We start from the raw sequence: 25,735 nt of genomic DNA, 5'->3' as shown, positions 1-25,735 counted from the left end.
TACTTTCATATGAAAACAAGGGAAACTCTCTCCACTTATTACGGAGAGAGTTTAAACCTTTTCATTATACATTTTTGATGTAAAAGTTTGCAAAGCAGCCTAAACTACAGTTCCCTATTACTGCCCAATGCCACAACAGTTTTTATATTTCTTGCCACTACCGCATTTACATAAATCGTTGCGTCCCATTTGGTCACCTTTTACAACCGGTTTTTTCTTCGCGTCTTCGCCATCGCTTGATGGATGAACAGCTTCACCTTGAACAACTTCTTGACGCTCTAAGTTTTGCTCAATTTCAGCTTTCATAATGTAACGAGAGATTTCCTCTTCAATAGAAGCGATCATCGACTCGAACATTGCGAATCCTTCCATTTGGTATTCACGAAGTGGATCGATTTGTCCGTAAGCACGTAAATGAATACCTTCACGAAGGTGATCCATTGCATCGATATGATCTGTCCATTTCGTATCTACAACACGGAATACAACAACCTTTTCGAATTCACGCGTCTGCTCTTCAGGTAGAAGCTTCTCTCTTTCGTTATAACGCTCTAACAATTTCGCGATAATTGATTCGCTCATTTCTTCTGGAGCAAGGCGACGTAACTCTTCTTCTTTTACATCTCCTTCTTCAAGAAGGTTTGTATTTAAGTAATCGACAAGACCTTTAATGCTCCAATCTTCTTCGATTTCTTCTTGCGTATGAAGTGCAACAGCACGTTCTATCGTAGATTTCATCATACCTTCAATAATGCTGCGTAAGTTCTCTGAATCCATTACTTCTTGACGCTGTTTATAAATTACTTCACGTTGTTGACGAAGTACATCGTCGTATTGCAATAGCTGTTTACGTGCATCATAGTTATTTCCTTCCACACGTTTTTGCGCAGATTCTACCGCACGAGAAACCATTTTACTTTCGATTGGCTGTGAATCATCCATACCAAGGCGATCCATCATCGCTTTCATATTGTCAGAACCGAAGCGGCGCATTAGTTCATCTTCCATTGATAAGTAGAACTGTGTTACACCAGGGTCTCCTTGACGACCAGAACGACCACGTAACTGATTATCAATACGACGACTTTCGTGACGCTCTGTACCGATAACTGCTAGGCCAACGTTTCTAATATCGTCGCCTAACTTAATATCCGTACCACGACCAGCCATATTCGTCGCAATTGTTACAGTGCCTTTCATACCAGCTTCTGCAATGATATCTGCTTCACGCGCATGGTTTTTTGCGTTTAAGATATTATGACGTACACCTTTACGTGTTAACATTTTTGAAATAAGCTCTGATGTTTCAATTGCAACTGTACCAACAAGAATAGGTTGCCCTTGCTTATGACGATTTACAATATCCTCAACAACTGCATTGAATTTACCTTCCATTGATTTGAAGATTAAATCAGCACGGTCATCACGAATAATATCTTGATTCGTCGGAATTACGATAACATTCATATTGTAAATACTACGGAATTCTTCTTCTTCCGTTTTCGCTGTACCAGTCATACCAGATAATTTTTCGTACATACGGAAGTAGTTCTGGAACGTAATTGTTGCAAGCGTCATACTTTCATTTTGAATTTCTACGCCTTCTTTTGCTTCAATAGCTTGGTGTAAACCTTCGCTATAACGACGACCTTTCATAAGACGACCAGTGAATTGGTCTACGATTACGATTTCGCCTTCTTGTACAACATAATCTGTATCAAGGTGCATAACAACGTGTGCACGAAGCCCCTGATTAATATGGTGAAGAAGTGCTACATGTTTTAAATCAAATAAGTTTTCAATATGAAAAGCTTTCTCTGCTTTCGTAATACCATCTTCAGTTAACATTACATTTTTCGTTTTCACATCAAATGAATATTCTTTTTCATTTTCTAATGTACGAACGAATGCATTTGCAAACATGTATAGCTCTGTTGATTTTTGAGCTTGTCCAGAAATAATAAGCGGCGTACGCGCTTCATCGACTAAAATGGAATCGACTTCATCGATGATAGCAAAATTAAGTGGACGCTGAACGCACTGCTCTCTATATAACACCATGTTGTCACGTAAGTAATCGAATCCAAGCTCGTTATTTGTGCTATACGTAATATCAGCAGCATAAGCGGCTTTTTTCTCTTCACGTGACATACTATTTAAGTTAATCCCTACAGTTAGGCCAAGGAACTCATGAAGTTGTCCCATTTCACTTGCATCACGTTGTGCTAAGTATTCATTGACTGTAACAACGTGAACACCTTTTCCTGTTAATGCGTTTAAATATACAGGTAAAGTAGATGTTAACGTTTTACCTTCACCTGTTTTCATCTCAGAGATATTTCCTTCATGTAAGGCGATACCACCCATTAGCTGTACGCCATATGGACGCATTCCAAGAACACGATTTGCTGCTTCACGAACAACCGCAAAAGCTTCAGGAAGTAGATCATCTACTGTCTCACCTTTTGTTAGACGTTCTTTAAATTCAATCGTCTTTCCTTTTAATTGTTCATCAGTTAGCGGCTTAATAGATGATTCTAATGCATCAATTTGCTCCACTGTCTTCTGCATACGTTTAATTTGGCGTTGGTTGACATCAAATACCTTTTTTAAAATACCGATCATAGGAAATACGCTCCTCTTTTATTAAAATAAAACTTCCGATTGCTTTCTTTTTCTCTTTACAATCAGTCGTTATAAAAATCAAATTTATGTTATGCCAATTTTTCTCCTAATTAAAAAAACTAAAATGTATAAACCTAATGATAATTGTACCACTTGTCTTGTAACTATGACAACAATCGTCCAAATCTCGAGCCGTAGATTCAGAAAAAGTTTTTATTTTATTTGTTCCAGCAAACTAATATCTCTTCGTTACAAATTTTGTATTAAATCTAAGTAGTATTCTTTCAAGTTCTCTTTTAAAGAAGATGGCTCAATTATTTTTATAGTTTTACCAAAACTAGCTAGATACGAGATGATAAAGTTGATTTCAGCAGGCTCATAAGTTCCTATTAAGTATGTATCTTCGTGTTCTTCCCATAATTTCATCGAAGGATATTGTTGTTGCTTGAATATCTCTATCCCCCTCGCAGTAATTGAGCATTTAAATTGAATAGCTTGTTCAGTTGCCTTCCAAAGACTATGTGCGTTATGTATATTTATGTTTTCCAAATCCAGACTATCCTGATCACCTACCATTTCTAACGACCGAATACGATCACAGCGAAACACTCGATAAGTCGATTTATCTAAATCGTAAGCCTGGCAATACCAATAACCTTTCATTGCATAAATCGAAATCGGCTGAATACGGCGCATTGTCGTTTGTTTCGGCGTTACATAGTTTATAGTTAAAGCCCTATTTTGAACAGCAGCTAACAAAATCTCTTCTAGATAACCACATTCATGTGCTTGTTCCAAATGAAAAAAGGACACTCTTTTTTGCAAGTTTTCAATTTGCTCACGTTGTTTTGACGAAACACTATCTAAAAATTTCTTATTAATGGAACGAAACGAGATTTGAAAGGGAATACTTACAAAACTACTTAGTGCTTGCATTGCAAAATAAAGTGCAAAAACTTCATGATTTGTAAATGAAATCGGTGGTAATGTCATCGTTTTTATTAAACGATAACCTCCATACCGACCATACTCTGCAAAAAGAGGGACACCCATTTCCTCTAATGATGTAATATCACGTAAAGCTGTCCTTTTTGAAATTTGAAATTCATCCATTAAATCTTTCAATGTGAATATTTGTTTTTGATTAATAAAACGTAGCATCTGATTTAAACGTTCAACTTTTTTCATAAATTCTCCCTATAGGTGTCGTATGTTGGCACCTTATATTTGTATAGTAATAAGTGTAAACATATATGAAGGAGGCAATACAATGAACTTTGAAGTAATCCCTTTTTTATCATTAAATGGGCAAGGTGCTAAAGCAATTGCATTTTACGAACAGTATTTAGACGCAAAAGTTTTATTTAAAAAGAATTATAAAGAAATGAAAGAAATAGATCCGAATTTCACGTATAAAGAAAGCCAAAAACATTATATTACCCATTCTGTTTTACAAATTGGCACTAATAAAATTATGATTGCAGAACAGGCAGTGGATTCCACACGCCCTTGGCAATTAAGTAATAGCTCATCATTATGCATTCAATCTAAAGATTTCCAAACCATGGAAGCACTCTATCACAATCTAATTCAACATGATGAGGTTTATATTTTAACACCTTTTGAAAAAAACTCCTTCAGCCCGGGTTATGCCATTGTGCGAGATCCTTTTGGAATAGTAATACAACTGACCGTGACAAAACATGACTTCTAAATCTCATTACGAATGAGCCATTTAAATTTATATCAATATTACAAGATAGGAAGGCAAAAATATATAAAGTGAAACTTTAATCAGTGGGGGTTTTGTTCATCCCCCACTGATTATTAGCCCTCACCAATCGGGCGTTTACGGGCAGCAGGCCCCCCACCTAACTTCTTTGCTCCGGCCGAATTTTGAGGTGGGAGTTTTACTGCCCCACAAATAGCGGGATAAAAAAAGCGCAGCCATTTCGGCTGCGCTTTTGAATGATTATTTAGTTTCGATTAAACCATATTTCCCGTCTTTACGGCCATATACAACATTAGTTTCATTTGTATCAGCATTTGTGAAGACGAAGAAACTATGTCCTAGCATATCCATTTGTAAGATCGCTTCTTCAACGTCCATCGGTTTTAAATCGAATCGTTTTGTACGTACAAGTTCTAATTCATCCTCTTCTACCGCATCCAGAACAGCTACTGCTTCTGGAAGGATAAAGTTAGTTTTCACAGAACCCTTTTCACGTAATTTACGGTTTACTTTTGTTTTATGTTTACGAATTTGTCGCTCAATTTTATCAACTACTAAATCAATCGCAGCGTACATATCGCTATTTGCTTCTTCTGCACGAAGTAATAAATCTGTAAATGGAATTGTTACCTCGATACGTTGCTTGTCAGAGTATACCTTTAAATTAACTTTAATCTCTGGGAATGTATCAAAATAACGCTCTAATTTACCTAGTTTTTTCTCTACATATTCCCCTAATGCTGGAGTTACTTCAATATTTTCACCACGAATGTTGAATTTCATAGATGAATTCCTCCTTTCAAGCCTATGTACTATAATTTCGACATTGACTTAAAAACTCCTTCTAACTTTTTTAAAAAAATTAGTGGAATTGCGATTTTTTTATCGTTTTTTGTTGAAATGAAAAGATGCATCGTTTCTATCTTTATTTTATCCTATTAACATCGTGAATAACGAATGTAACTGTGGACAATTGGTTACAGAAAAGAAACAACTTTTTGACAACTTCTTCGCAACAAAAAAGCCCTTGGTACGAGCAAGAGCTTTCACCATCTATATAATGCTGCCAAAAATACAGCTCTATCTTTTCCAAAAACTTAATTTTTACAGTTTCACAACATTAGCCGCTTGTGTTCCACGTGCTCCATCAACAATATCAAACTCCACTTGTTGACCTTCTTCTAACGACTTATACCCCTCTTGTTGAATAGCAGAAAAATGAACAAACACATCATCACCATCTTCACGCTCAATAAACCCAAATCCCTTTTCTGCATTGAACCATTTTACTCGTCCTTGCATGTTCATTCCATTCCCTTCACTCTTAAAATCAGGGCATTCGCCCCATATTTTAACTATAACGAATGACAAGACTGTTAGTCAAAGAAGATCTGTCGTCTTTTTATTATTCCTTTCGACATTCACATATTAACCTCTACAAAGCGTCAAACAAGAAACCTCTCTCGCTCCTCGATCATACAAAAGGCTTCCAATTTGCCTAACAGTAATTCCTGTCGTATACACATCATCCACGATTAAAACATGTTGCTCATGAAACATCTCTTCTCCCTGAAAATAAAAAGGATTAACTCCCGATATCCTTTCTTTACGCTTCTTCTTACTTTGTTTTTCTGTTTCAATTCTTCTTAATGATGTACAAAACATTTTGATAGGCAAACAAGAAGCTAGTAACTCCGCTTGATTAAAACCACGCTCGTATTCTCGCTCTTCACTAAGAGGGACCGGAATGACAGCTGAAACATTCGCAAAATATTTTTGAAAAAGACTTCGAAAAGGCTGATGAAAAATATGCACTAATTCAGCATCTCCTCGAAATTTAAACTGTGCTAATATTTCTTTCATCCCTTCATCATACACATACAGCGAACGATTTATGAGAGGCGGAAACCTCTGCTCGTTCGTCCACCTTATGCAGTCCATACAAATATCCCCTTTTTTATATTCAGCTGGTACAAGTTCTAAAGGCCGACCACACTCCTTGCAAATATCGCCTATAATATAGGAAAGTTTTTGTTCACATCTATCACATATATACTTTTTATGAAGCTTAACAAAAAAAGTGTACCAACTAATCGCATATGAAACATACTCATCACAAAGTAGACAATGCATCAATCTATCAATCCTTGTTCTTTAGCATTCTTATTCATACTTTGAATATGTTTTTTCGCACGCACCATCGCCGCTGTCTTTCCATAATGAAAATAGATGACATCTCCATGCGGTTCATCAGAGCTTCTGCCAGCACGCCCTGCAATTTGAACGAGAGCACTTTCTGAAAATATTTCTTCCTCAGCTCCTAAAACTGCTACTTGTAAATTTTTCACAGTTACTCCTCGTTCCAAAATCGTCGTTGTAACTAATAAAGGGATTTCTCCCTTTCTAAAAGCTGCTACCTTCTCTTTTCTCGCCATATCTTCTGCATGCACACCGTCAATTTGATTATTTAATGATTTTAATAACTGGCTAATTTCTTCTACATATCGCACATGAGGAACAAATAGAAAAATGGGGTATCGTTTAGATAAGTACATATTTAACCATTGTAATAAAGCACGAGGGATTTTTTTACGCATAAGACCCTTTTTCCAATTTCCGCACCACCGAAATATCGGGACTGGCAATGGCTGACGATGATAACGTCCTGAAATAATAACCCCTTTTTGCTTACCATTCCGCAATTTACGCTTCCACTTTTCATCTGGAGTTGCAGTTAAATAAATACGTGCTGCCTCCTCTTTCATCGCTTCGTTTACTGCATAATGCAACATCTTATCTGTATGATACGGAAAAGCATCTATCTCATCTACAATCATGACATGGAACGCCCTATAATAACGTAACAATTGATGTGTAGTTGCAACGATTAACGCCGCATCTTTTTCTCGGTCTAAACTCCCTCCGTATAAAGCAGCTACATTTATATTTGGAAACACTTCTTGTAATCTTGGTGCTAATTCAAGTACAACATCCGTTCTCGGCGTTGCAATACAAACTCTCTCTCCCTTTTGTAGTGCCTCTGCAATTCCGCGAAACAACATTTCTGTTTTTCCAGCCCCGCACACCGCCCAAATAAAAAATGATTCTTTCTGCTTAACAGCGTCAACGACACTTTGCGCAGCTAACTCCTGACCAGCAGACAAAACGCCTTCCCACTGTAACGGATTCAAATAATTTTCTCCGCTTATTTCAGCAATCCCGCGAACAAGTACAGCACATTCACTTACCCTGCCCATCGTTATACATTTCCGGCAATACGTACATACTTTATTGCACCTTTTACATAGAAATGATGCAAATAGTCGCTGCTCTATATTTCCACAGCGCTGGCACATATATTTTGAAGATTTCTTAATTACCCCTTGTACACAAACGACTTCTCGATTCCTTTTCAAATGATCCAATTTATCCTGCAAATCTGAAGAAAGTTCTTCTAACAGTAACTGTCTACCAGCTAACACCATCAACCACCTCCAGCACTACTATAAACCCTTCTCTTTATCTCGTAAAAACTCAAAAAAGCCGATAACCTACTTATAAAATAGTAAGCTATCGACTTTATATACGTGCTTTATTCAATTATAAATCCTAGAATCTACCGTAACCTAAGAAATGTTTCTGGTTGTAAGAATTGTTAATATCGCCGTAAGCAATCCCTTTATCACCAGCATGAATCATTTGTCCATTCCCAACATAAATACCAATGTGAGATGGACCGTCTTTATAAGTGTTTTGGAAGAAGACTAAGTCTCCCGGCTGCGGGCTACTTACTTTAGAAACTGAATTCCAATATCCCTTAACATCTTGACGACCTACACCAAAGATGTAAGAAATGAATCCACTACAGTCAAAACCACCGTTTGATGGAGATGCACTACCCCAAACATATGGCTTACCTAAGTATTGTTGCGCTTTACCAATTACGCCAGGAGCCGGAGTTGGACCTGGTGCTGGCTCTGGTTTTTTGTTTTCTTGTTTAGGTGTCTCTTTTTTAGGCTCTTCTTTTTTAGGCTCTTCTTTTTGAGCTTGTCCACCATTGTTTGCTGGAGCAGCTTGCTCTGCTGGCACTGCAGCAGGTGCTTGTTGAACTTGTGCTTCTTTAGCAGCTTGTTCTGCTTGCTTTTGAGCAGCAGCTTCTTGTGCAGCTTTTTCTTGCGCTTCTTTTTCAGCGATTTGTTGTAATTTTAATGCCTGTTGTTCAAGCTCTTTCAATTGACCTTCCGTACTTGTCATTGTAGTTACAACTGTATCCATTTTACCGCTTAAATCGTTTACTGCTGTTGCTTTTTTCTCTTTTTCAACGTCAAGTTCTTTCTTAGCAGTTTCAATTTGAGATTGTGCTTCTTTTAATTCTTTTTGTTTTTCTTTTACTGTCTCAACATCTTTTTTCACGTTCGTTTGATCTTCTTGTTGAGTTTTCATGATATCTTCGTCAGACTCAAGAATTTTAGAAACAGAATTTAAACGATCAACTAAATCTGCAATGTTTTTAGAGTTTACAAGAACTTCTGTTACAACGTTCGTGTTCGGTTGTTCTTGTAGTGCAACTAAACGTTTTCTTAATAACTCTTCACGTTTTGCAATCTTTGTTTGTAGTTCTGCAATATCTTTATTTTTATTTTCGATTAATTGCTCAGTATCAGAAACTTTTTTTGTTGTTTCATCAAGTTTTGAAGCGTTCTCTTGCACAGACTTATCCAAACCTTGGATTGTTTTGTTTAAGTCATTCATTTGTTTTTGTAATTCATCACGTTCTTGTTGTTGTTTATGTAAAGTATCATTTTGTGTGTTAATTTGTGATTTTACATCAGAAATTTTATCTTCTGCAAATACATTTGGTGTTAGCCCTGAAAACATTAACCCTGCAACTAGTGCGCAAGATGCCATTTTTAGCTTTTTCATTTTATTTTTTACACCGCTTTCTTTTTTCGTTTTCCGTATATAACCTATTAAAATTTATACCATAATTCGGGAGTTTTTTTGCTAATGTTACGGTTTTGTAAAATAAATGTAATATTACATTTATCTCTACAGCAAAGTATATCTAAATTTGTATATATATGTAGAATTTTAAGAGCCTTACGCCGTTTTTTATAGAATTGAAAAAAACGTAAGGGAATCCCTTACGTTTTGAAAATACTCCAATATGAATGAGATAGAAACGTTACTTCATCCATTTCTCAGCCCAATTTTGGACCTCATCCATAACACTTTCCAACGCTTTCCCTTTATCAGTTAAACCGTACTCGATTCTAACTGGTACTTCTGGGTAAACACTACGAACTACAATACCTTCACCTTCTAATTCCTTTAAACGTTCTGACAACATACGATCGCTCATATTCGGTATAATATCTGCGATTTCTCTGAAACGTTTCGGCTCTTCAAGCAAAGATTTAATAATTAAGCCAGTCCATTTCTTACTAAGCATTGTAAAAGCTGACTCAAACTTTGGACATAAACAAGAATTATGCTCCATATGTTTCACCTCTCTTCAATTATAAGATAGTTTCTTGTAAAAAGTAAGTAATAAAACTTTCCTCATTATTTAATTTTACGTACATTTTACCATTTCCAGATATTAACTTGTCAAATCCCCGTAAAAAAACCCTCTTCAAGTAAGAGAGCTTTTATATCTTTATCATTTCGTATACCAACCTAAACCAAGCGCACCTTCACCTAAATGCGTCCCAATTACAGCTCCGAAATAACTCGTGCGAATTGTAACATGAGGATATATCTCTTCTAATTCTTGTTTCCATTCATTAGCTTCCTCTTCACGATTCGCATGAATAATAACAGCTTCCATAGGTACACCTTTATTTGCCTGCTCATCAAAGATTTCAACGATACGCTTTAACGCTTTTTTACGCGTACGAATTTTTTCGAATGGAATAATTACTTTATCTCTAAAGTATAATACTGGTTTTACTTGTAACAAACTACCGATGAAAGCTTGTGCGCTATTTAATCTTCCACCACGTTGTAAATGATGTAAATCATCCACTACAAAATATGCATCCATCGTTTGCTTCATTTCATCAAAGCGAGCGATAATCTCTTCTGGGGCTTTCCCTTCACTTACTAATTTCGCCCCTTCACGCACGTAAAACCCTTGTACTTCACAACTAATTTCAGAGTCGTACGTATATACATCAATACCATCTACCATCTGTCCAGCTGTCGTTGCTGTTTGGTATGTACCACTAATTCCGCTGGAAAGGTGAATGCTAATAACTGCATCATATTCTTTAGATAACTCTTCATATAGCTCTAAAAACTTTCCAATTGCTGGTTGCGAAGTTTTCGGAAGATCTTCTTGTTCACGTACTTTTACATAAAAATCATTCGCTGAAACTTCAGCCTCTTCTTGATAAGACTCCGTTCCAAACACAACGTTTAATGGAATCATATATATATTGAGTTCATCACGAATATGCTTCGGTATATATGCTGTACTATCGGTAACAATAGCTGTTTTCATTTTCGTACCTGCCTTATAAAAAATTTTTATCCCCTAATTTTACACGAAAACTAGAAAAGGTGCATCCATACATAAAAATGCCTGTTAGAAACTACAATCACCCGCTCGACAAATTACAACAAAAAGATAAAGTGAAACTTTAATCAGTGGGGGTTTTGTTCATCCCCCACTGATTATTAGTTGAACCAATCGGGCTTTTACGGGCAGTTGACCTCCCACCTAACTTCTTTGCTCCAGCTGAATTTTGAGGTGGGAGTCTTACTGCCCGTTAATGCGGGATAAAATACTCACCAAAAATTTCAACATATTTATAAAAAATGTTTGAATATAAAAACAACCGCTTTTAAAATGTAAAGTACTAGTTATTTTGAAAGATAGGGGCGTATATCATTGTTATTACAATATTTAACAATCAAAGGCTACGGTGAGCACGAGATCATCATTCAAAAATCAAGATTCATTTGCTATGTGAGTCGCGCCACAACGGAAGAGGAAGCTCAAGCATTTATACAAAAAATAAAAAAACAGCATTGGAATGCAACACATAATTGTTCCGCATATTTAATCGGCGAACAAGATCAAATTCAAAAAGCGAACGATGACGGTGAACCGAGTGGCACAGCTGGTGTGCCTATGTTAGAGGTATTAAAAAAACGAGGTCTAAAAGATACTGTCGTCGTCGTTACACGCTATTTTGGCGGCATTAAACTTGGTGCTGGCGGATTAATTCGCGCATATGGAAAATGTACAAGTGAAGGTCTTAACCATGTAGGCGTTGTTGAACGAAAACTAATGCGCGTTATGCAAACAGAAATTGATTACACTTTGCTTGGCAAAGCTGAAAATGAATTACGCAATTCAGAATATGCGATTAAAGATATACATTATCTAGAAAATGTCACATTTGATACGTATGTAGAAGAGGACAAAAAACAACCATTCACAGATTGGATGATTGAATTAACAAACGGGAAGTGTACAATTAAAGAAGGAGATATGTTGTACTTAGAACAAGGCGTTATCTAAGAATAGCTAAAGTCTCGCCTTTAAAGATTAATGTAGTGAATTAATTCCCTACAAATGAACTAAGGAGATTATATATGGAAGAACGTTATAATCATCTCCAAAATAGCAGAATAAAAAAGAAACGTAGAAGAAAACTTTTCTTCTTTCTTATTTTCGCATTTTTATTTGGTAGCGTAGGACTTTATATGTTAAATTCCTACTCTTCTCTCATGGGGATGTACAGTGGATTTAACCGTGAAAAATCGGATTTAAGAACCGAAGATGTAGAAATTACAAAGGAACCTTTTACAATCCTCATTATGGGGATAGAGGATTATGCAACAGACGGTCAAAATGGTCGTACAGATTCATTAATGTTTGCGACAGTCAATCCGAAAACTCAAAAGGTTTCACTTATGAGTATTCCTCGTGATACTCGCGTTCCAATCGTTGGAAAGAACAAAGAAGACAAAATTAACGCTGCGCATGCTTACGGTGGAGAAAAAATGGCAATCAAAACAGTCGAAGGTTTTCTGAAAGTTCCTGTAGACCATTATATTAAAATTGATTTCCAAGGCTTTAAAGGTATCGTTGATGCTGTTGGCGGTGTTACCGTTGATGTCCCTTTCGATTTCTGGGAACGTTCTGACGTGGATTACTACAAAAAAATCCAATTTAAACAAGGGAAACAAGATTTAAACGGCGAAGAAGCACTTGCTTACGTCCGTATGCGAAAACAGGATCCAAACGGCGATTATGGTCGGGCCGCTAGACAAAGACAATTACTAGCCGCTGTTGCTCAAAAACTAAATTCCGCCTCTACTGTATTTAAAATTAAAGATTTAACGACTGTCGTTGGAAAATATATAAAAACCGACATTCCTATTTCAGACGGACTTGCTCTTTACAATAAACTCTCTGGATTCGATCCTTCTACAATACAAACGTTAAAGATTGAAGGAGAAGACAAAAAAATAGGTGGTATTTATTACTTCCTTCCGGATCCAATCAGTGTAGAGACGGTACGTAAGGACATTGAAAAAGAAATAGGGGAAAAAGAAAAGGCTTCAACAGAGACTACGAAAAATGAGAATACAAATTCCGATTCAAATTCTAACTCCAGCGCAAAAACAAAGAAGGAACCGAGCGAGAACAAAACACCACCTCCTCCCCCCCCTTCTACAAATGCTCATGCAGAGTGGATTATGAGAAATCAGCAATAAAAAAGAGCCAAATCGCATCACATACGATTTGGCTCTTTTTATTTCCCGCAATTGTTGTGGGCTAATAATAAATGGAGGATAAAAATCCCATTTATTAAAGTTTCACTCTACTTGTTGAAATGTTGTAAAATCGCTTCTACAATACGCTCTGATGCACGACCATCTCCGTAAGGGTTAGATGCTTTCGTCATCTTATCATGAGCTTCTTTATCTGATAACAACTCATCAGCAAGACCAAAGATTGTCTCTTCATCTGTTCCTGCTAATTTCAGCGTACCTGCTTCGATACCTTCTGGGCGTTCCGTCGTGTCACGAAGGACAAGAACTGGCACACCTAGTGATGGTGCTTCCTCTTGTACACCACCAGAATCAGTTAACATTAAGTATGAACGAGCTGCAATGTTATGGAAATCGATTACATCTAGCGGCTCAATTAAATGAATGCGGCTATGCTCGCCTAAAATATCATTCGCTATTTCGCGAACAACAGGATTCATATGAACAGGGTATACAACTTGTACATCTTCGTGTTTATCAACAAGACGCTTAATTGCACGGAACATATTGCGCATTGGTTCTCCTAAATTTTCACGACGGTGTGCTGTCATAAGTACAAGACGATCATTTCCAAGTTTCTCTAACACCGAATGGCTATAAGTTTCTTTTACAGTTGTCTTCAGTGCATCGATCGCTGTATTTCCTGTTACGAAAATGCGTGACTCATCTTTATTTTCTTTTTGTAAGTTCGTTGCTGATTTTGTTGTAGGTGAGAAATGAAGATCCGCCATTACACCTGTTAGTTGACGATTCATCTCTTCTGGATATGGAGAATACTTATCCCATGTACGAAGTCCGGCTTCCACATGCCCTACTGGAATTTGATTATAGAAAGCAGCTAAGCTTGCAATAAATGTCGTCGTTGTATCACCATGCACAAGTACGATATCAGGCTTCGCTTCTTTCATTACTTTATCTAAACCTTCTAAACCACGTGTTGTAATATCAATTAAAGTTTGACGATCTTTCATGATATTCAAATCGAAATCTGGCGTAATTCCAAAGATATTTAATACTTGATCTAACATTTGACGGTGTTGTGCTGTTACAGTCACAATTGATTCAATCTTTTCTGGGTGCTTTTGCAACTCTAATACAAGAGGTGCCATTTTAATTGCTTCTGGTCGTGTCCCGAAAATTGTCATTACTTTTAAACGTTCAGTCATTTCATTGCCTCTTTTCTTTCACTAGTTAAAACTTCTATTATCGCATATAAAAATATGCATGTAGAAATACACTTTTTAACGAACCTGAGAAACATTACTATTACAGGCGGCGCCTTTTCGCCCAACTGAGTAATAATCTAATCCATGCTTCTCAGCATCCTCATTAGTATAACAATTTCTCCCATCAAATAGAATAGGTTCCCTCATAAGCTGTGCATACTTTTCTAGCGGATAATTTCGAATTGATTCCCATTCTGTTACGATAAAAACTGCATGCGCCTCTCTAATCGATTCATCTATACACTCAGCGTATCGTATCGTATTTCCAAATAAACTTCTTACATTTTGAATAGCTTGCGGGTCATATAAAACCACATCCGCACCTACATTAATTAATTCTTCTATTATAATAAGAGATGGCGCTTCCCTAATATCGTCAGTATTCGGTTTGAATGCTGCACCAAGAACCGCAATTTGCTTCTTCTTCATATCTATAATTTTCTTCGCTTTTTCAACTAACAACAACTGTTGTTTATTATTCACTTCAATGACTGCTTTCAACAAGCGAAAATCATGAGAAACATTCCCTGCAATTTGCACAAGTGCTTTCGTATCTTTTGGAAAACAAGATCCTCCATATCCGATGCCTGCATTTAAAAAAGATGCACCAATTCTCTTATCCATCCCCATCCCTGTAGCTACATCTAATATATCCGCACCCACTTGCTCACATATATTAGAAATTTCATTAATAAAGCTAATCTTCGTAGCTAAAAAAGCATTAGATGCATATTTAATCATCTCAGCACTTCGAATATCTGTAATATACGTTTGTAAGCTTAATTCGCTGTACAAATTCTCTACTTTCCTTGCAGCTTCTTCACTACATGCTCCAATTACGATACGATCACCATGAAAAAAATCATAAATACCAGAACCTTCTCTTAAAAACTCTGGATTGGATACAATATATAATTCATGTCTACCTTGTAGTTTATCCTCAATCCATTCTCTCATTACATCATTTGTCCCTACAGGAACCGTACTTTTCGTAACAACAATAATATCGTTATTCACATATGTTCCAATATCATCACAAGCACTACGAATATACGTTAAATCTGCTGTTCCATCTAATAAAGATGGCGTTCCAACTGCAATAAATATAAACTCCGCATCATTAAATGCCGTTGATTTACTTGCTGTAAAAGTTAAATGATTATTCTCGTATGCTTCATTTATTAATTCATTTAATCCACATTCATAAATAGGTAACTCGCCTTGTTTAATCCGTTCAATTTTTTCACTATTTATATCGAAACATGTGACTGAATGTCCCAACCTCGCCAATCCTACTCCCGTAATCAATCCAACATATCCGGTACCTATTATCGTAATTTTCATTTTCCTTTCGCACAGGAATATACATAAGAAAATATACGGATACATAGAATTCTCCCTGTGCTTCCCCCTCTCACACTAAAAATGAGAAAACTCTTTTATCTCTTTATTATATGAATTGTTTTTTTATTCTTTTTTAAGATTTTGTAAATTTAAATGATGCAATATATACAAAATGTAAATTTCCACATTTTAACATGGAACTTACTCATTTTTACGTGCAACACTTATAATAAAATACTTGTTATAAATGAGGCAGATACACTGCCATATTCCAAGTCGTAATATGAACAACCTTCTCAAACGATCCAACATTCTATGTACAATTGTCATATATTCTATGCACTTCCATTTACAGCTAAAAGAAAAAAAGATTGAATTCTAATCTTTTTGTGATACCATATGTTATGAGCCTGTAAATAAACATCATAATTTTCAGATAAATACAATTAGAAAAATTACGTTAAACTATAAAGGGTGGGGTATTAATGGACTCACAAGTGATTTATGCCATTTTGGCATCTTTCATCACTGTACTCGTCGTTACTCCTTTAGTTATTAAATTAGCTTTCAAAATAGGAGCAACAGACAAGCCAAATGCGCGTAAAGTACACCAAAAAATTATGCCTCGTCTTGGCGGGTTAGCAATTTTCATCGGTGTAGCCGTAGGATTTGTTGTCGGTGGATTGTACGAACAAAGAATGTTATCGATAACTTTAGGTGCTATCATCATTGTTATCATCGGGATTTTAGATGATATGTACGAACTATCTGCGAGGGTAAAATTCGGTGGACAACTATTAGTTGCCATCATGATTGTCAAAAGTGGATTATTAGTGCAAGTATTATATATTCCAATCCTTGGAGATACTGAACTCGGATGGCTTGCTTATCCAATTACTGTATTTTGGATTGTCGGTATTACAAATGCCATCAACTTAATTGATGGATTAGATGGATTATCCGCAGGGATTTCATCTATCGTACTTGCAACGCTAGCATATATGGCCTTCACTAGCCCATGGGGTACTGGAGCAGCTATTATATTACCTCTAGCACTGATTACATTAGCAAGCACAATTGGATTTTTATTCTACAACTTCCATCCAGCAAAAATTTTCATGGGAGATACAGGAGCACTATTTTTAGGATACTGTATTTCTGTTATATCGTTACTTGGATTATACAAAAGCGTAACGTTATTCAGTTTTATCGTTCCAATCATTATTTTAGGTGTACCTATATTTGATACGACATTTGCAATTATCCGCCGTATCGTAAATAAAAAGCCTATTTCAGCACCTGATAAATCGCATTTACATCACCGTTTGCTTGCAATGGGATTCTCTCATCGTAAAACGGTACTAATTATTTACGCATTGGGTATTTTCTTTAGTGTAAATGCAATTATTTTCAGTAGTGCAACATTATGGTTATCCATTATTCTTCTTTTCATTTTAATCTTCTTTACAGAAATCATCGCTGAAGTAATCGGTCTTGTACACGAACGTTACAAACCAATTATTTCCTTCTATAAAAAAGTGAAAAAACGCGAAGACTAATTGTAGTATAGCCTTTACTATTATGAAATATTCAAATAGCATCCTCTTCCAAGGAAGAGGATGCTATTTTTTTGTTTTTTATTCCTTATTTCCTATTTCCAAAATATAGATTGTTTGAGAGTGCCTCTATTGGAGAAAGATATACGTATATCGAAGGTAATGAAAAAAGTATCAAATTTTCATTTTTACATCTTGATTGTCAAACTGAGGGTGAATGTTATGATCAAGCGATTACTTCAATGTATAATTTTATTTTCAACTATTACTATGTACGCATCATCTAATACAAAAGCAACTACAGACATTCAAGCAGAAGATTACCAAAGCACTCAAACTACCTCTTCTACAACAAAAATTGCGTACTTAACATTTGATGACGGACCAAATAAATACACACCACAAATTTTAAATATTTTAAAAGAGAAGAACGGAAAAGCAACTTTCTTCGTTATTGGTGGAAAAGTGCCACATTATAAAAAAACGATGGAGCGATTGATTAAAGATGGACATTATATCGGTCTCCATAGTATGTCACATGATGTAAAACGTCTTTATACTGGCGATCCATCTGTTTTAATCGCAGAAATGGAGCAAACCCAAAACATCGTCCAACAAGTTACACATTTAAATACACATCTCGTTCGTGTCCCATACGGTAGCATGCCTTACTTAAAAAAGAATTACCGCGACGCACTCGTATCTGCCCAGTATAAAATGTGGGATTGGACAATTGATACATATGACTGGAAAAGCTATGATAATCCTTCCGCAATACTAGAAAGAGTACGAAATCAAAGCGATGAACAAGTAGAGGTTATTTTAATGCATGATTCTAGTGTCACAGTGCAAATACTCCCAAAAGTAATTGATTATTTGCACTCACAAGGATATAAACTACTTCCTTACAATCCATCTTCCCATCTCGAAGTGAATTTTTGGAAAGACACAAGATTGTAACAGCTTTAGTGCCTATGTACTAAAGCTGTTTTATCCCGCGTTAACGGGCAGTAAGACTCCCACCTCAAAATTCAGCTGTAACAAAGAAGCTAGGTGGGAGTCGGGCTGCCCGTAAACGCCCGATTGGTGAAGGCTAATAATCAGTGGGGGATGAACAAAACCCCCACTGATTAAAGTTTCACTTTATTTTTCTCTTCCCACACTTCTCATTTTTGTGTAAAATTTTAAATAGTGATGAAGTTTCGAGGTGAATAGAAATGAAACGAATAGATCTCATTTTTAACGCAATACAAAAAGGGAATTATACAGAAGGTGTAACAGCATCAGAACTCGCTACACTTCTACAGTTAGACCGTGCAAATGTTAGTAGCGATTTAAACAAGCTTGTGAAAGATAATCGTTTATTAAAAACGAGTACACGCCCTGTCCGTTTTTATATAGAAACGAACACTTCATTGGAAACGCATTCAACAAAGGGCACTTCATTAGATACATTTGCTATTGAAAATACAAGCCTAAAAATTGCAATTGAAAAAGCAAAAGCTTCTATTCTCTATCCTCCAAACGGTATGCATACTTTACTACTTGGAGAAACAGGTGTCGGAAAATCGATGTTCGCTTCTTTAATGCACGAATATGCAATTGAAGTGGAACAACTTCCAAAAGATGCACCTTTTATCGTCTTTAACTGTGCTGATTATGCAAACAATCCACAACTACTACTTGGACAGTTATTTGGAATAAAAAAAGGAGCTTACACAGGTGCCAGTGATCAAAAAGGGCTAATTGAAAAAGCACATGAAGGAATCCTTTTCTTAGATGAAGTACATCGCCTTCCTCCAGAAGGACAAGAGATGCTCTTCACATTTATTGATCGCGGAGTATACCGCCGCCTTGGAGAAACAGAAAATGAACGTAAGGCACGAGTGTTGATTATTACTGCAACAACCGAAGAACCAAATTCATTTTTACTAAAAACATTTACAAGACGTATTCCGATGACCGTTACGCTTCCACCACTTCGTGAGCGAACACATAAAGAACGGTTTGCTTTACTACAGCTATTTTTCACAAATGAAGCAATTCGTCTAAGGAAAGAGATTCATGTTAGTCCAAATACAATGCGTGCTTTCGTCTTTTACAATTGTCCAAATAACATCGGCCAATTGAAAACGGACGTACAAATTGCCTGTGCGAAAGCTTATTCTGATTTCGTAACAAAAAAACGTGATTCTGTCTGTGTTTCAAGTACAGATTTACCTTGGTATATGAAAGAAGGATTATTTATTGAAAGAAAGAGCCGTCATCTATATCAAATACCAAATGAAACGTTTGTATTTACAGGTGATGAAGGTTGGAGTAAGCATACAATAGAACCCGAAGGAAGTCGCTCTTCTATTTACGATTATATTGATTATAAATACGAAGAACTTCAAGCACGCGGTATTGAAGAGGAAGAATTAGAATTACTAATAGAAAATGATATTCAAAGCTTTTTCGTCCAATACTTTAACCAAATATCTAAAAAAACAAGTCATGAAAATGTTTTTAAAATTGTGGATCGTAATATCGTTTCCGTATGTGAAAAAATTGCGAAACTAGCTGAAAAATATTTATCTAAAACTTTCGATGAAAAAGTATTTCTCGCTTTAAGCTTACATGTACAGACAACTCTACAACGTTTACAGGGCGGGAAACAAATTCACCACCCACAATTAAATCAAATTCGTACGAAATATAAAGAAGCTTTTTCCGTAGCTATGCAATGTATTCAGCTATTAGAAGAAGAATTACAAATAACAATGCCTATTGATGAAGCTGGCTTTTTAACAATGTTCTTCGTTGTTGATCCAATTCCTGCCTCACAAACAGAAGTAAAAGTATTAATATTAGCACACGGTAATGGCATCGCAACAGAAATGGCCAACGTTGCAAACGAACTTCTCGGTATCGATGAAGTAACTGGTATCGATATGCCCTTGCATGAATCACCAAAAGACTTCTTAGAGCGTGTTAAAGTGTATATGAAAACACTTCAAAATGTAAACGGGCTTCTCTTACTTGTTGATATGGGATCTCTCGCTTATATTGGTGATATATTAGAAACTGAATTCAAAATCCCTGTCCGTGTTCTTTCAATGACAAGTACACCACACGCACTAGAAGCAGCTCGAAAAGCTCAGCTTGGCTACTCATTAGATGCACTATACGAAACAGTGAAGAACTTAACGCCGTTCTATTTAAACGTACAGGAAGAAAAGAAAAAGCCACTGTCGCCAATGAAATCCGTGATTTTAACAGCTTGTTTAACTGGCGAAGGAAGTGCTTTAGCAATTCAAAAAATGTTAGAGAACTATTTACGCTTTGATAAAGACTTAATTGAAATTATTCCGATTAGCATCGTTCACGAAAAAGATTTAACAAAAATGATCGAGAACATAAAAAAAGAGCGTAACATCATTTGTATCGTCACAAATTTCGATGTGCAAGTGCCATGCTTAACATATCATTTCCAAGACATTGTGAACTACACAGCTATTCAGCCAATTCAAGAATTGATTACGTATGAAGAAACATATGAGAAAATGGCTGATATTCTTGAACAACAAATGCAACGTAACGATGGGGCATTACTTATTAAAACAATTCGTTATGCATTAAATACAATTCAGGAATTGATTTCTTTACAGCTAACTCCCGACAGTTTAATGGGTGTAATTTTGCATATGAGCTGCATGGTTGATCGTCTTCAAAAAGGCGAAAGTCTCCTCCCTCATCCTGATAAAGAAAAACGAAGACAAGATGAGTACTGGATGTATATGAAAGTGAAAAAAGCATTGCAACCTATCGAAAATACATTTGAAATACAAATACCAGATGACGAAGTATTTTATGTAATGGACTTCTTCATCAAAAATCAACCTGTAAAAAATTAATCGAGGCAGTTTTTAAATATATCGACCGTAACGCGAATTATATCAGCGATTTTTCAAATATATCAGCGTAACTCGGATTATATCAGCGATTTTCAAAATATATCGGCGATTTTCAAAGTATATCGATTTACCGACAATAATCGCTAAAATTTGCACCTTATAGCAGAAAAGGCTGTTCCAAAATGTTTTTTGGACAGCCTTTTCGCTTACTTCTTTACTTCCCTTATTCTCCCCCTTATTTCTCCCTTTTTATTAGATTTCGTATTAACATTTACATATACATTTGCTTGCATTATCTCTTGAAACAAGCTGTCAAATGCTCTCCCCTGTAAAGGCCCTTCAAAATCCTCCACTTTAGCTACACCAGTAACGACTCCTTCATTCACACTAATTCCTTGCTCTAACGGACCAAACAAACTTAAAACAACTGGACCAATTTGATTCGCTTTTCCTAAATGAATTTGGCATGCCGTGATTTTTTTTATGTTTTTTAATATGACCCGATATTGCAACTTCTTTAAATCTTCACTAAAAATGAGCTCTGTTACACCGTAAGCTTCTGTATTTACAGGAGGTACTTCCCTCTTCCCTGTTAACCTAGCAAAGAAATGTGTTGTCATACGGGCATTCTCCTCATATAAATTTCCCAGCACTACTTCTACTACCTTATGGTTTAGACATAATCATTTATGACTTTTTCAATTTTTAATTACAACTAAAAGATTCACAAAATCTTTACATAGAAATCATTTCATTCACTTTACTGCCTCTTGTATAATGCACTTAGAAAAACATTCTAGGAGGGTCTTTTGAAAAATAACAACTACTCTTTTCGATTATTAATGGAGATTTTTCTCGTATCATTTAAATTAGGGCTTACTTCGTTTGGAGGCCCTGTCGCCCATCTTGGTTATTTCCACCACGAATACGTGCAAAAAAGAAAATGGATGGATGAACGAAGTTATGGAGACTTAGTAGCACTATGTCAATTCCTCCCTGGGCCTGCTAGCAGCCAAGTCGGGATGGGAGTTGGATTATTGCGCGGCGGATTATTAGGAGCCATTATTTCATGGATCGGATTCACTCTCCCGTCTGTTCTCGTTTTAGTCTTTTTCGCTTCCTTCCTGAACCAATTCGAACTTGGAAGTACAGGCTGGATTCATGGGCTGAAACTCGTAGCGGTCGCAATTGTCGCTCATGCAATATGGGGAATGGCTCAAAAGTTAACACCGGACCGAAACCGTGCAACAATCGCAATTGTAACTGCCGCAATCGCCTTATTATGGCCAAGTAGCTGGACACAAGTAATTCTCATTATAGTATCTGGCTTTATCGGCTGGTTTTTATATCGCGACCAACCCGTTAGCCAAGTAAATAAAATAAAAGTACCTATTTCAAAAATGGTAGCCATGTCTTGTCTCATCTTATTCTTCGGGCTATTAATACTGCTACCAATGTTACGACCGTACTCTTATTTCATCTCTTTATTTGACAGCTTCTATCGCTCTGGTGCACTTGTATTCGGAGGAGGGCACGTCGTACTTCCTCTTCTTGAAAGTGAGTTTGTACAAAACGGGATGATGACAAAAGAACAATTTCTAGCTGGATACGGATTAACACAAGCAGTGCCAGGGCCACTATTTACATTCGCTTCTTATATAGGAGCAGTGCTAAATGGAACCGCCGGAGCAGTTGTTGCAACGATCGCTATCTTTCTTCCTGCCTTCCTGCTCGTTGTTGGCGTTTTACCATTTTGGGACAGTGTAAGGAGAGTATCTTACATACAAGGTGCACTACTTGGAGTAAACGCAGCCGTTGTCGGCATTTTACTTGCAGCTTTTTATGATCCAATTTGGACGAGTACAATTATGAATTCTGTAGATTTCGTTTTTGCTTCTCTTCTATTTTGCTTACTCGCTTTTTGGAAAACACCACCTTGGGTTATCGTTATACTCGGAGCCTTCGGTGGATATGTTCTATCCATTTTGTAAGCACAAAAAACGACGGCCCCATTTAGCCGTCGTTTTCCTATTAAAACTTCACAAGCTCCATTCCCTCAGGCAACTCGCTCTCCGTTAAAATACGCAACTCTTTCACGCGATCCATTACGTAAGAAGAACGCTTCACAAGCTCTGGGTCAATATAAGCTGGATGCACCATAATTTCTACCGTTTGCTCGTCCTGTACTCTTTCTTTTAACTTCACAAAGTAATCTTCCGTTACACCGTCAGCGTAAAAATCACTGTAAAACACATCTGAAAATGGGTGCACCGCTCGCTCTTCCTCACAACGACGAATCGGAACATTATATTTACTTGCTAAGCTCTCAAGAACGTCGTGTAAAAGCGGTAATCCATGCACGTGATGATGACTATCTAAATGAGTTGGTGTTAAACCGTAAGACAAAAATTTCTCAATTTGAGCCGTCCACTCTCCTTCAACCTCTTCTGGATTTATATTGCCTTCCCATACAACACGTTGTTTATGAAACAATCCATCGCTACTCACAAGTGATGGAACGTCTTTAAGAAGCGGTTCTCCTGCCGTTAATACGAGATGCACCCCTACTCCTAACGTTTTATACTCTTTCGCTAAACTTACGGCATGCTCTGTCCCTGGCATATTCATCATCATCGTCGTTGAATTTACAAGCCCGTTTTTATGTCCATCAATAATTCCGTAATTTGTACCTTCCGTAAGACCGAAATCATCTGCATTTACAATTAACTTAATCATCGTAATACCTCCTACTAGAATTAAAAAAGCGGGCTAAATAGCGCCGCTTTATTTCTCTATCTTCTTAAAGAATTGTGGAAGATGTTCTTTATGTGCTTCCAACATTTCATCTAAAATTTGTTTTGCAACTTTATCTGATGGTACAAGTGGGTTAATTGTCATAGCAAGCAGCGCCTTATGATAATCCCCTGTAATAGCAGCTTCAATTGTTGTGCGCTCAAATGATTTAATTTGCTGTACTAAACCGCGAACTGGTACTGGAAGATCTCCAACCGCAATTGGTTTTGGACCTTCTTTCGTAATAATACAGTTCACTTCAACAGCCGAATCATGTGGCAAGCTTGCAATTGTCCCGTTGTTTCGTGTATTAACAGGCTGGATATCACCTTTATTATTGTAAATAGACGTAATTAAGCTACATGCTGCGTCACTATAATAAGCTCCGCCACGTTTTTCTAATTGTGGTGGCTTAATATCTAAATTCGGGTCTTTATATAACTCAAATAAATCATCTTCTAATTGTTTTACTACTTCTGCACGTGTACCTTTTTCAATCGAAGCTTCTTTCTCTTCTTCTAACATTTCACGTGTTTTATAGTAGTAACGATGGTATGGACACGGAATAGCGCGAAGACCACGAATGAAATCTGGCTCCCAGTTAAGCGCAGCAATGTTTTCCATCGTAATTTGCTTTTCTGGATCTGTCACAAGTTCTAGTACACGGTCCATTACGCTTACTCCATCTAAGTATACATCTAATCCGTATACCATATGATTTAAACCAGCGAAATCAACGTGGACACGGCTTGCATCTACTTCAAGTAATCTTGCAAGACCCATACGAATTCCGATTGGAACGTTACATAGACCAACTACTCGTTGAATGTTCGTGTAGCGAAGTACAGCTTCTGTTACCATACCTGCTGGGTTTGCGAAGTTAATAAGCCATGCATTTGGACATAGTTCCTCCATGTCCTTACAAATATCTAAAATAACAGGAATCGTTCTCAGTGCTTTAAATAAACCACCAGGACCATTCGTTTCCTGACCAATTACATCATATTTTAATGGAATTGCTTCATCTTTTGCACGAGCTTCTAATAAACCAACGCGAAGCTGCGTTGTTACGAAGTCAGCACCCTTTAATGCCTCACGGCGATCAAGTGTTAAATGAATATCAATTGGTAAACCTGATTTTTTCACCATACGTTTCGCTAAGTCACCAACGATTTCTAACTTCTCTTTTCCTGCCTCAATATCTACTAACCAAATTTCACGAACAGGAAGCTCATCATAACGTTTAATAAATCCTTCAATTAACTCTGGTGTATAACTAGAGCCACCGCCGATTGTAGCAATTTTAATTCCAGTCATGCTTTATTCCCCTTTCGCTTCTAGCTTTTTATAAAGGTCAATAAATTCTGCTGCTAATTCTTTTACTGTAATCGCATTCATTAAATGATCTTGTGCATGAATTAAAAGAACACTAATCTCTGTTTTTTCCCCTCTTGCTTCTGATTGTATGAGCTCTGTTTGGAAATGATGCGCTTCATTAATCGCTTCTTTCGCCTTTACCATCGCTTCATCTGCTTCTGTCATTTTCCCCTGTTTGGCAAATTGAAGTGCCTCCATTGCAAAGCTTCGTGCATTACCACTATTTAAAATCAATTGGAATGGAATTTGTTCTGCTGTAGTCATCATAATTACCGCCCTCTCTATTATGGTTCAACCGATTTAAATACCCCTTCAGTTTGAACATGTCTATTAAATTATTATTTTATTAATGATAGTTTGGTGTTCTTGTAGATGGGTCTCATCTTTTTGAACATG

22 protein-coding genes are annotated in these 25,735 nt (G+C 36.6%); 7 read left to right on the top strand and 15 right to left on the bottom strand.

Annotated features, from left to right (window positions below):
* Positions 1 to 117 precede the first annotated feature (117 nt).
* Together secA and ACE38F_RS03135 are read right to left on the bottom strand one after the other, a co-directional pair.
* Complete coding sequence (secA, locus tag ACE38F_RS03140) at positions 118 to 2,625, bottom strand: preprotein translocase subunit SecA (protein ID WP_215554720.1); 2,508 nt, start codon at positions 2,623 to 2,625, stop codon at positions 118 to 120.
* 249 nt (positions 2,626 to 2,874) lie between these two features.
* On the bottom strand, positions 2,875 to 3,813 hold the full coding sequence (locus tag ACE38F_RS03135; protein ID WP_375370215.1) for a helix-turn-helix transcriptional regulator: 939 nt from the start codon (positions 3,811 to 3,813) through the stop codon (positions 2,875 to 2,877).
* Between the two features lie 82 nt (positions 3,814 to 3,895).
* Between ACE38F_RS03135 and ACE38F_RS03130 the strand changes: the two genes are divergently transcribed.
* On the top strand, positions 3,896 to 4,339 hold the full coding sequence (locus ACE38F_RS03130) for a VOC family protein (RefSeq protein WP_375370216.1): 444 nt from the start codon (positions 3,896 to 3,898) through the stop codon (positions 4,337 to 4,339).
* A gap of 258 nt (positions 4,340 to 4,597) precedes the next feature.
* Here the strand turns inward: ACE38F_RS03130 and hpf are convergent, their stop codons facing one another.
* From hpf to ACE38F_RS03095, 7 genes are all read right to left on the bottom strand, one after another.
* Positions 4,598 to 5,140 (bottom strand): ribosome hibernation-promoting factor, HPF/YfiA family, encoded by a 543-nt coding sequence (gene hpf / locus ACE38F_RS03125; RefSeq protein ID WP_215554723.1) that lies wholly within the window; start codon positions 5,138 to 5,140, stop codon positions 4,598 to 4,600.
* A gap of 321 nt (positions 5,141 to 5,461) precedes the next feature.
* Positions 5,462 to 5,659: a cold shock protein CspC gene (gene cspC, locus ACE38F_RS03120; protein ID WP_341308093.1), complete on the bottom strand. Its 198-nt coding sequence runs from the start codon at positions 5,657 to 5,659 to the stop codon at positions 5,462 to 5,464.
* Positions 5,660 to 5,785: 126 nt separating this feature from the next.
* A complete protein-coding gene (locus ACE38F_RS03115; protein WP_375370217.1) occupies positions 5,786 to 6,490 on the bottom strand; it encodes a ComF family protein in 705 nt (234 codons plus the stop codon).
* Complete coding sequence (comFA, locus tag ACE38F_RS03110; protein WP_286675779.1) at positions 6,490 to 7,842, bottom strand: ATP-dependent helicase ComFA; 1,353 nt, start codon at positions 7,840 to 7,842, stop codon at positions 6,490 to 6,492. Before comFA ends, ACE38F_RS03115 begins: the two co-directional genes overlap by 1 nt.
* A 124-nt stretch (positions 7,843 to 7,966) precedes the next feature.
* Positions 7,967 to 9,280 (bottom strand): C40 family peptidase, encoded by a 1,314-nt coding sequence (locus tag ACE38F_RS03105; RefSeq protein WP_341308096.1) that lies wholly within the window; start codon positions 9,278 to 9,280, stop codon positions 7,967 to 7,969.
* A gap of 262 nt (positions 9,281 to 9,542) precedes the next feature.
* Positions 9,543 to 9,857, bottom strand: a complete 315-nt coding sequence (locus tag ACE38F_RS03100) for a winged helix-turn-helix transcriptional regulator (RefSeq protein ID WP_002159869.1) — start codon at positions 9,855 to 9,857, stop codon at positions 9,543 to 9,545.
* 162 nt (positions 9,858 to 10,019) lie between these two features.
* Positions 10,020 to 10,862: a DegV family protein gene (locus tag ACE38F_RS03095; RefSeq protein WP_002112883.1), complete on the bottom strand. Its 843-nt coding sequence runs from the start codon at positions 10,860 to 10,862 to the stop codon at positions 10,020 to 10,022.
* A 390-nt stretch (positions 10,863 to 11,252) separates the two neighbouring features.
* On the opposite strand from ACE38F_RS03095, the gene ACE38F_RS03090 reads away from it, so the two are divergent.
* On the top strand, positions 11,253 to 11,888 hold the full coding sequence (locus ACE38F_RS03090; protein ID WP_215554728.1) for a YigZ family protein: 636 nt from the start codon (positions 11,253 to 11,255) through the stop codon (positions 11,886 to 11,888).
* A 74-nt stretch (positions 11,889 to 11,962) separates the two neighbouring features.
* On the top strand, positions 11,963 to 13,090 hold the full coding sequence (locus tag ACE38F_RS03085) for an LCP family protein (protein WP_215554729.1): 1,128 nt from the start codon (positions 11,963 to 11,965) through the stop codon (positions 13,088 to 13,090).
* Between the two features lie 107 nt (positions 13,091 to 13,197).
* Here the strand turns inward: ACE38F_RS03085 and wecB are convergent, their stop codons facing one another.
* Together wecB and ACE38F_RS03075 are read right to left on the bottom strand one after the other, a co-directional pair.
* Complete coding sequence (wecB, locus tag ACE38F_RS03080) at positions 13,198 to 14,313, bottom strand: non-hydrolyzing UDP-N-acetylglucosamine 2-epimerase (protein ID WP_215554730.1); 1,116 nt, start codon at positions 14,311 to 14,313, stop codon at positions 13,198 to 13,200.
* 75 nt (positions 14,314 to 14,388) lie between these two features.
* Positions 14,389 to 15,762 (bottom strand): UDP-glucose dehydrogenase family protein, encoded by a 1,374-nt coding sequence (locus ACE38F_RS03075; protein WP_375370218.1) that lies wholly within the window; start codon positions 15,760 to 15,762, stop codon positions 14,389 to 14,391.
* Positions 15,763 to 16,202: 440 nt separating this feature from the next.
* Here ACE38F_RS03075 and ACE38F_RS03070 point away from each other — a divergent pair, with 440 nt between their 5' ends.
* The 3 genes from ACE38F_RS03070 (at position 16,203) to ACE38F_RS03060 (ending at position 21,169) form a co-directional block, all read left to right on the top strand.
* The gene (locus ACE38F_RS03070; RefSeq protein WP_002068377.1) at positions 16,203 to 17,276 is read left to right on the top strand and encodes a glycosyltransferase family 4 protein; all 1,074 of its coding nucleotides are present in this window, start codon (positions 16,203 to 16,205) and stop codon (positions 17,274 to 17,276) included.
* Positions 17,277 to 17,495: 219 nt separating this feature from the next.
* Positions 17,496 to 18,233 carry a polysaccharide deacetylase family protein gene (locus ACE38F_RS03065; protein WP_341308099.1) on the top strand — a complete coding sequence of 246 codons (738 nt, stop codon included), beginning with the start codon at positions 17,496 to 17,498 and terminating at the stop codon, positions 18,231 to 18,233.
* Positions 18,234 to 18,490: 257 nt separating this feature from the next.
* The gene (locus ACE38F_RS03060) at positions 18,491 to 21,169 is read left to right on the top strand and encodes a sigma 54-interacting transcriptional regulator (protein WP_375370219.1); all 2,679 of its coding nucleotides are present in this window, start codon (positions 18,491 to 18,493) and stop codon (positions 21,167 to 21,169) included.
* A gap of 206 nt (positions 21,170 to 21,375) precedes the next feature.
* Here the strand turns inward: ACE38F_RS03060 and exsM are convergent, their stop codons facing one another.
* Positions 21,376 to 21,789 carry an exosporium regulatory protein ExsM gene (exsM, locus tag ACE38F_RS03055; protein WP_215554734.1) on the bottom strand — a complete coding sequence of 138 codons (414 nt, stop codon included), beginning with the start codon at positions 21,787 to 21,789 and terminating at the stop codon, positions 21,376 to 21,378.
* A 189-nt stretch (positions 21,790 to 21,978) separates the two neighbouring features.
* Here exsM and ACE38F_RS03050 point away from each other — a divergent pair, with 189 nt between their 5' ends.
* Positions 21,979 to 23,160 carry a chromate transporter gene (locus tag ACE38F_RS03050; protein ID WP_341308101.1) on the top strand — a complete coding sequence of 394 codons (1,182 nt, stop codon included), beginning with the start codon at positions 21,979 to 21,981 and terminating at the stop codon, positions 23,158 to 23,160.
* A 40-nt stretch (positions 23,161 to 23,200) separates the two neighbouring features.
* Here ACE38F_RS03050 and chbG read toward each other — a convergent pair whose 3' ends face one another.
* Genes chbG through ACE38F_RS03035 form a run of 3 tightly spaced genes read right to left on the bottom strand, consistent with a single transcriptional unit; the run spans position 23,201 to position 25,606 of the window.
* Positions 23,201 to 23,905: a chitin disaccharide deacetylase gene (gene chbG, locus ACE38F_RS03045; RefSeq protein WP_375370220.1), complete on the bottom strand. Its 705-nt coding sequence runs from the start codon at positions 23,903 to 23,905 to the stop codon at positions 23,201 to 23,203.
* A 48-nt stretch (positions 23,906 to 23,953) separates the two neighbouring features.
* Positions 23,954 to 25,279 carry a 6-phospho-beta-glucosidase gene (gene celF, locus ACE38F_RS03040; protein ID WP_341308103.1) on the bottom strand — a complete coding sequence of 442 codons (1,326 nt, stop codon included), beginning with the start codon at positions 25,277 to 25,279 and terminating at the stop codon, positions 23,954 to 23,956.
* Between the two features lie 3 nt (positions 25,280 to 25,282).
* Entirely contained in the window at positions 25,283 to 25,606 is a 324-nt protein-coding gene (locus ACE38F_RS03035) for a PTS lactose/cellobiose transporter subunit IIA (protein WP_213744680.1), read from the bottom strand.
* Positions 25,607 to 25,735 lie beyond the last annotated feature (129 nt).

Origin of the sequence: Bacillus altaicus, from assembly GCF_042136375.2 — a bacterium.
GTDB lineage: Bacteria > Bacillota > Bacilli > Bacillales > Bacillaceae_G > Bacillus_A > Bacillus_A cereus_U.
The sequence above is the reverse complement of the archived record's forward strand: the minus strand, read 5'-3'. Positions and strand labels throughout refer to the sequence as shown.

What these genes read in the sequence shown, in the direction of transcription:
- ACE38F_RS03035 (WP_213744680.1), bottom strand. Translation starts at nt 25,606, where the DNA reads ATGATGACTACAGCAGAACAAATTCCATTCCAATTGATTTTAAATAGT.
- cspC (WP_341308093.1), bottom strand. Translation starts at nt 5,659, where the DNA reads ATGCAAGGACGAGTAAAATGGTTCAATGCAGAAAAGGGATTTGGGTTT.
- hpf (WP_215554723.1), bottom strand. Translation starts at nt 5,140, where the DNA reads ATGAAATTCAACATTCGTGGTGAAAATATTGAAGTAACTCCAGCATTA.
- secA (WP_215554720.1), bottom strand. Translation starts at nt 2,625, where the DNA reads ATGATCGGTATTTTAAAAAAGGTATTTGATGTCAACCAACGCCAAATT.
- comFA (WP_286675779.1), bottom strand. Translation starts at nt 7,842, where the DNA reads ATGGTGTTAGCTGGTAGACAGTTACTGTTAGAAGAACTTTCTTCAGAT.
- ACE38F_RS03115 (WP_375370217.1), bottom strand. Translation starts at nt 6,490, where the DNA reads ATGCATTGTCTACTTTGTGATGAGTATGTTTCATATGCGATTAGTTGG.
- celF (WP_341308103.1), bottom strand. Translation starts at nt 25,279, where the DNA reads ATGACTGGAATTAAAATTGCTACAATCGGCGGTGGCTCTAGTTATACA.
- ACE38F_RS03085 (WP_215554729.1), top strand. Translation starts at nt 11,963, where the DNA reads ATGGAAGAACGTTATAATCATCTCCAAAATAGCAGAATAAAAAAGAAA.
- chbG (WP_375370220.1), bottom strand. Translation starts at nt 23,905, where the DNA reads ATGATTAAGTTAATTGTAAATGCAGATGATTTCGGTCTTACGGAAGGT.
- ACE38F_RS03075 (WP_375370218.1), bottom strand. Translation starts at nt 15,762, where the DNA reads ATGTATCCGTATATTTTCTTATGTATATTCCTGTGCGAAAGGAAAATG.
- ACE38F_RS03065 (WP_341308099.1), top strand. Translation starts at nt 17,496, where the DNA reads ATGATCAAGCGATTACTTCAATGTATAATTTTATTTTCAACTATTACT.
- ACE38F_RS03105 (WP_341308096.1), bottom strand. Translation starts at nt 9,280, where the DNA reads ATGAAAAAGCTAAAAATGGCATCTTGCGCACTAGTTGCAGGGTTAATG.
- ACE38F_RS03100 (WP_002159869.1), bottom strand. Translation starts at nt 9,857, where the DNA reads ATGGAGCATAATTCTTGTTTATGTCCAAAGTTTGAGTCAGCTTTTACA.
- exsM (WP_215554734.1), bottom strand. Translation starts at nt 21,789, where the DNA reads ATGACAACACATTTCTTTGCTAGGTTAACAGGGAAGAGGGAAGTACCT.
- ACE38F_RS03070 (WP_002068377.1), top strand. Translation starts at nt 16,203, where the DNA reads ATGGACTCACAAGTGATTTATGCCATTTTGGCATCTTTCATCACTGTA.
- wecB (WP_215554730.1), bottom strand. Translation starts at nt 14,313, where the DNA reads ATGACTGAACGTTTAAAAGTAATGACAATTTTCGGGACACGACCAGAA.
- ACE38F_RS03130 (WP_375370216.1), top strand. Translation starts at nt 3,896, where the DNA reads ATGAACTTTGAAGTAATCCCTTTTTTATCATTAAATGGGCAAGGTGCT.
- ACE38F_RS03060 (WP_375370219.1), top strand. Translation starts at nt 18,491, where the DNA reads ATGAAACGAATAGATCTCATTTTTAACGCAATACAAAAAGGGAATTAT.
- ACE38F_RS03095 (WP_002112883.1), bottom strand. Translation starts at nt 10,862, where the DNA reads ATGAAAACAGCTATTGTTACCGATAGTACAGCATATATACCGAAGCAT.
- ACE38F_RS03135 (WP_375370215.1), bottom strand. Translation starts at nt 3,813, where the DNA reads ATGAAAAAAGTTGAACGTTTAAATCAGATGCTACGTTTTATTAATCAA.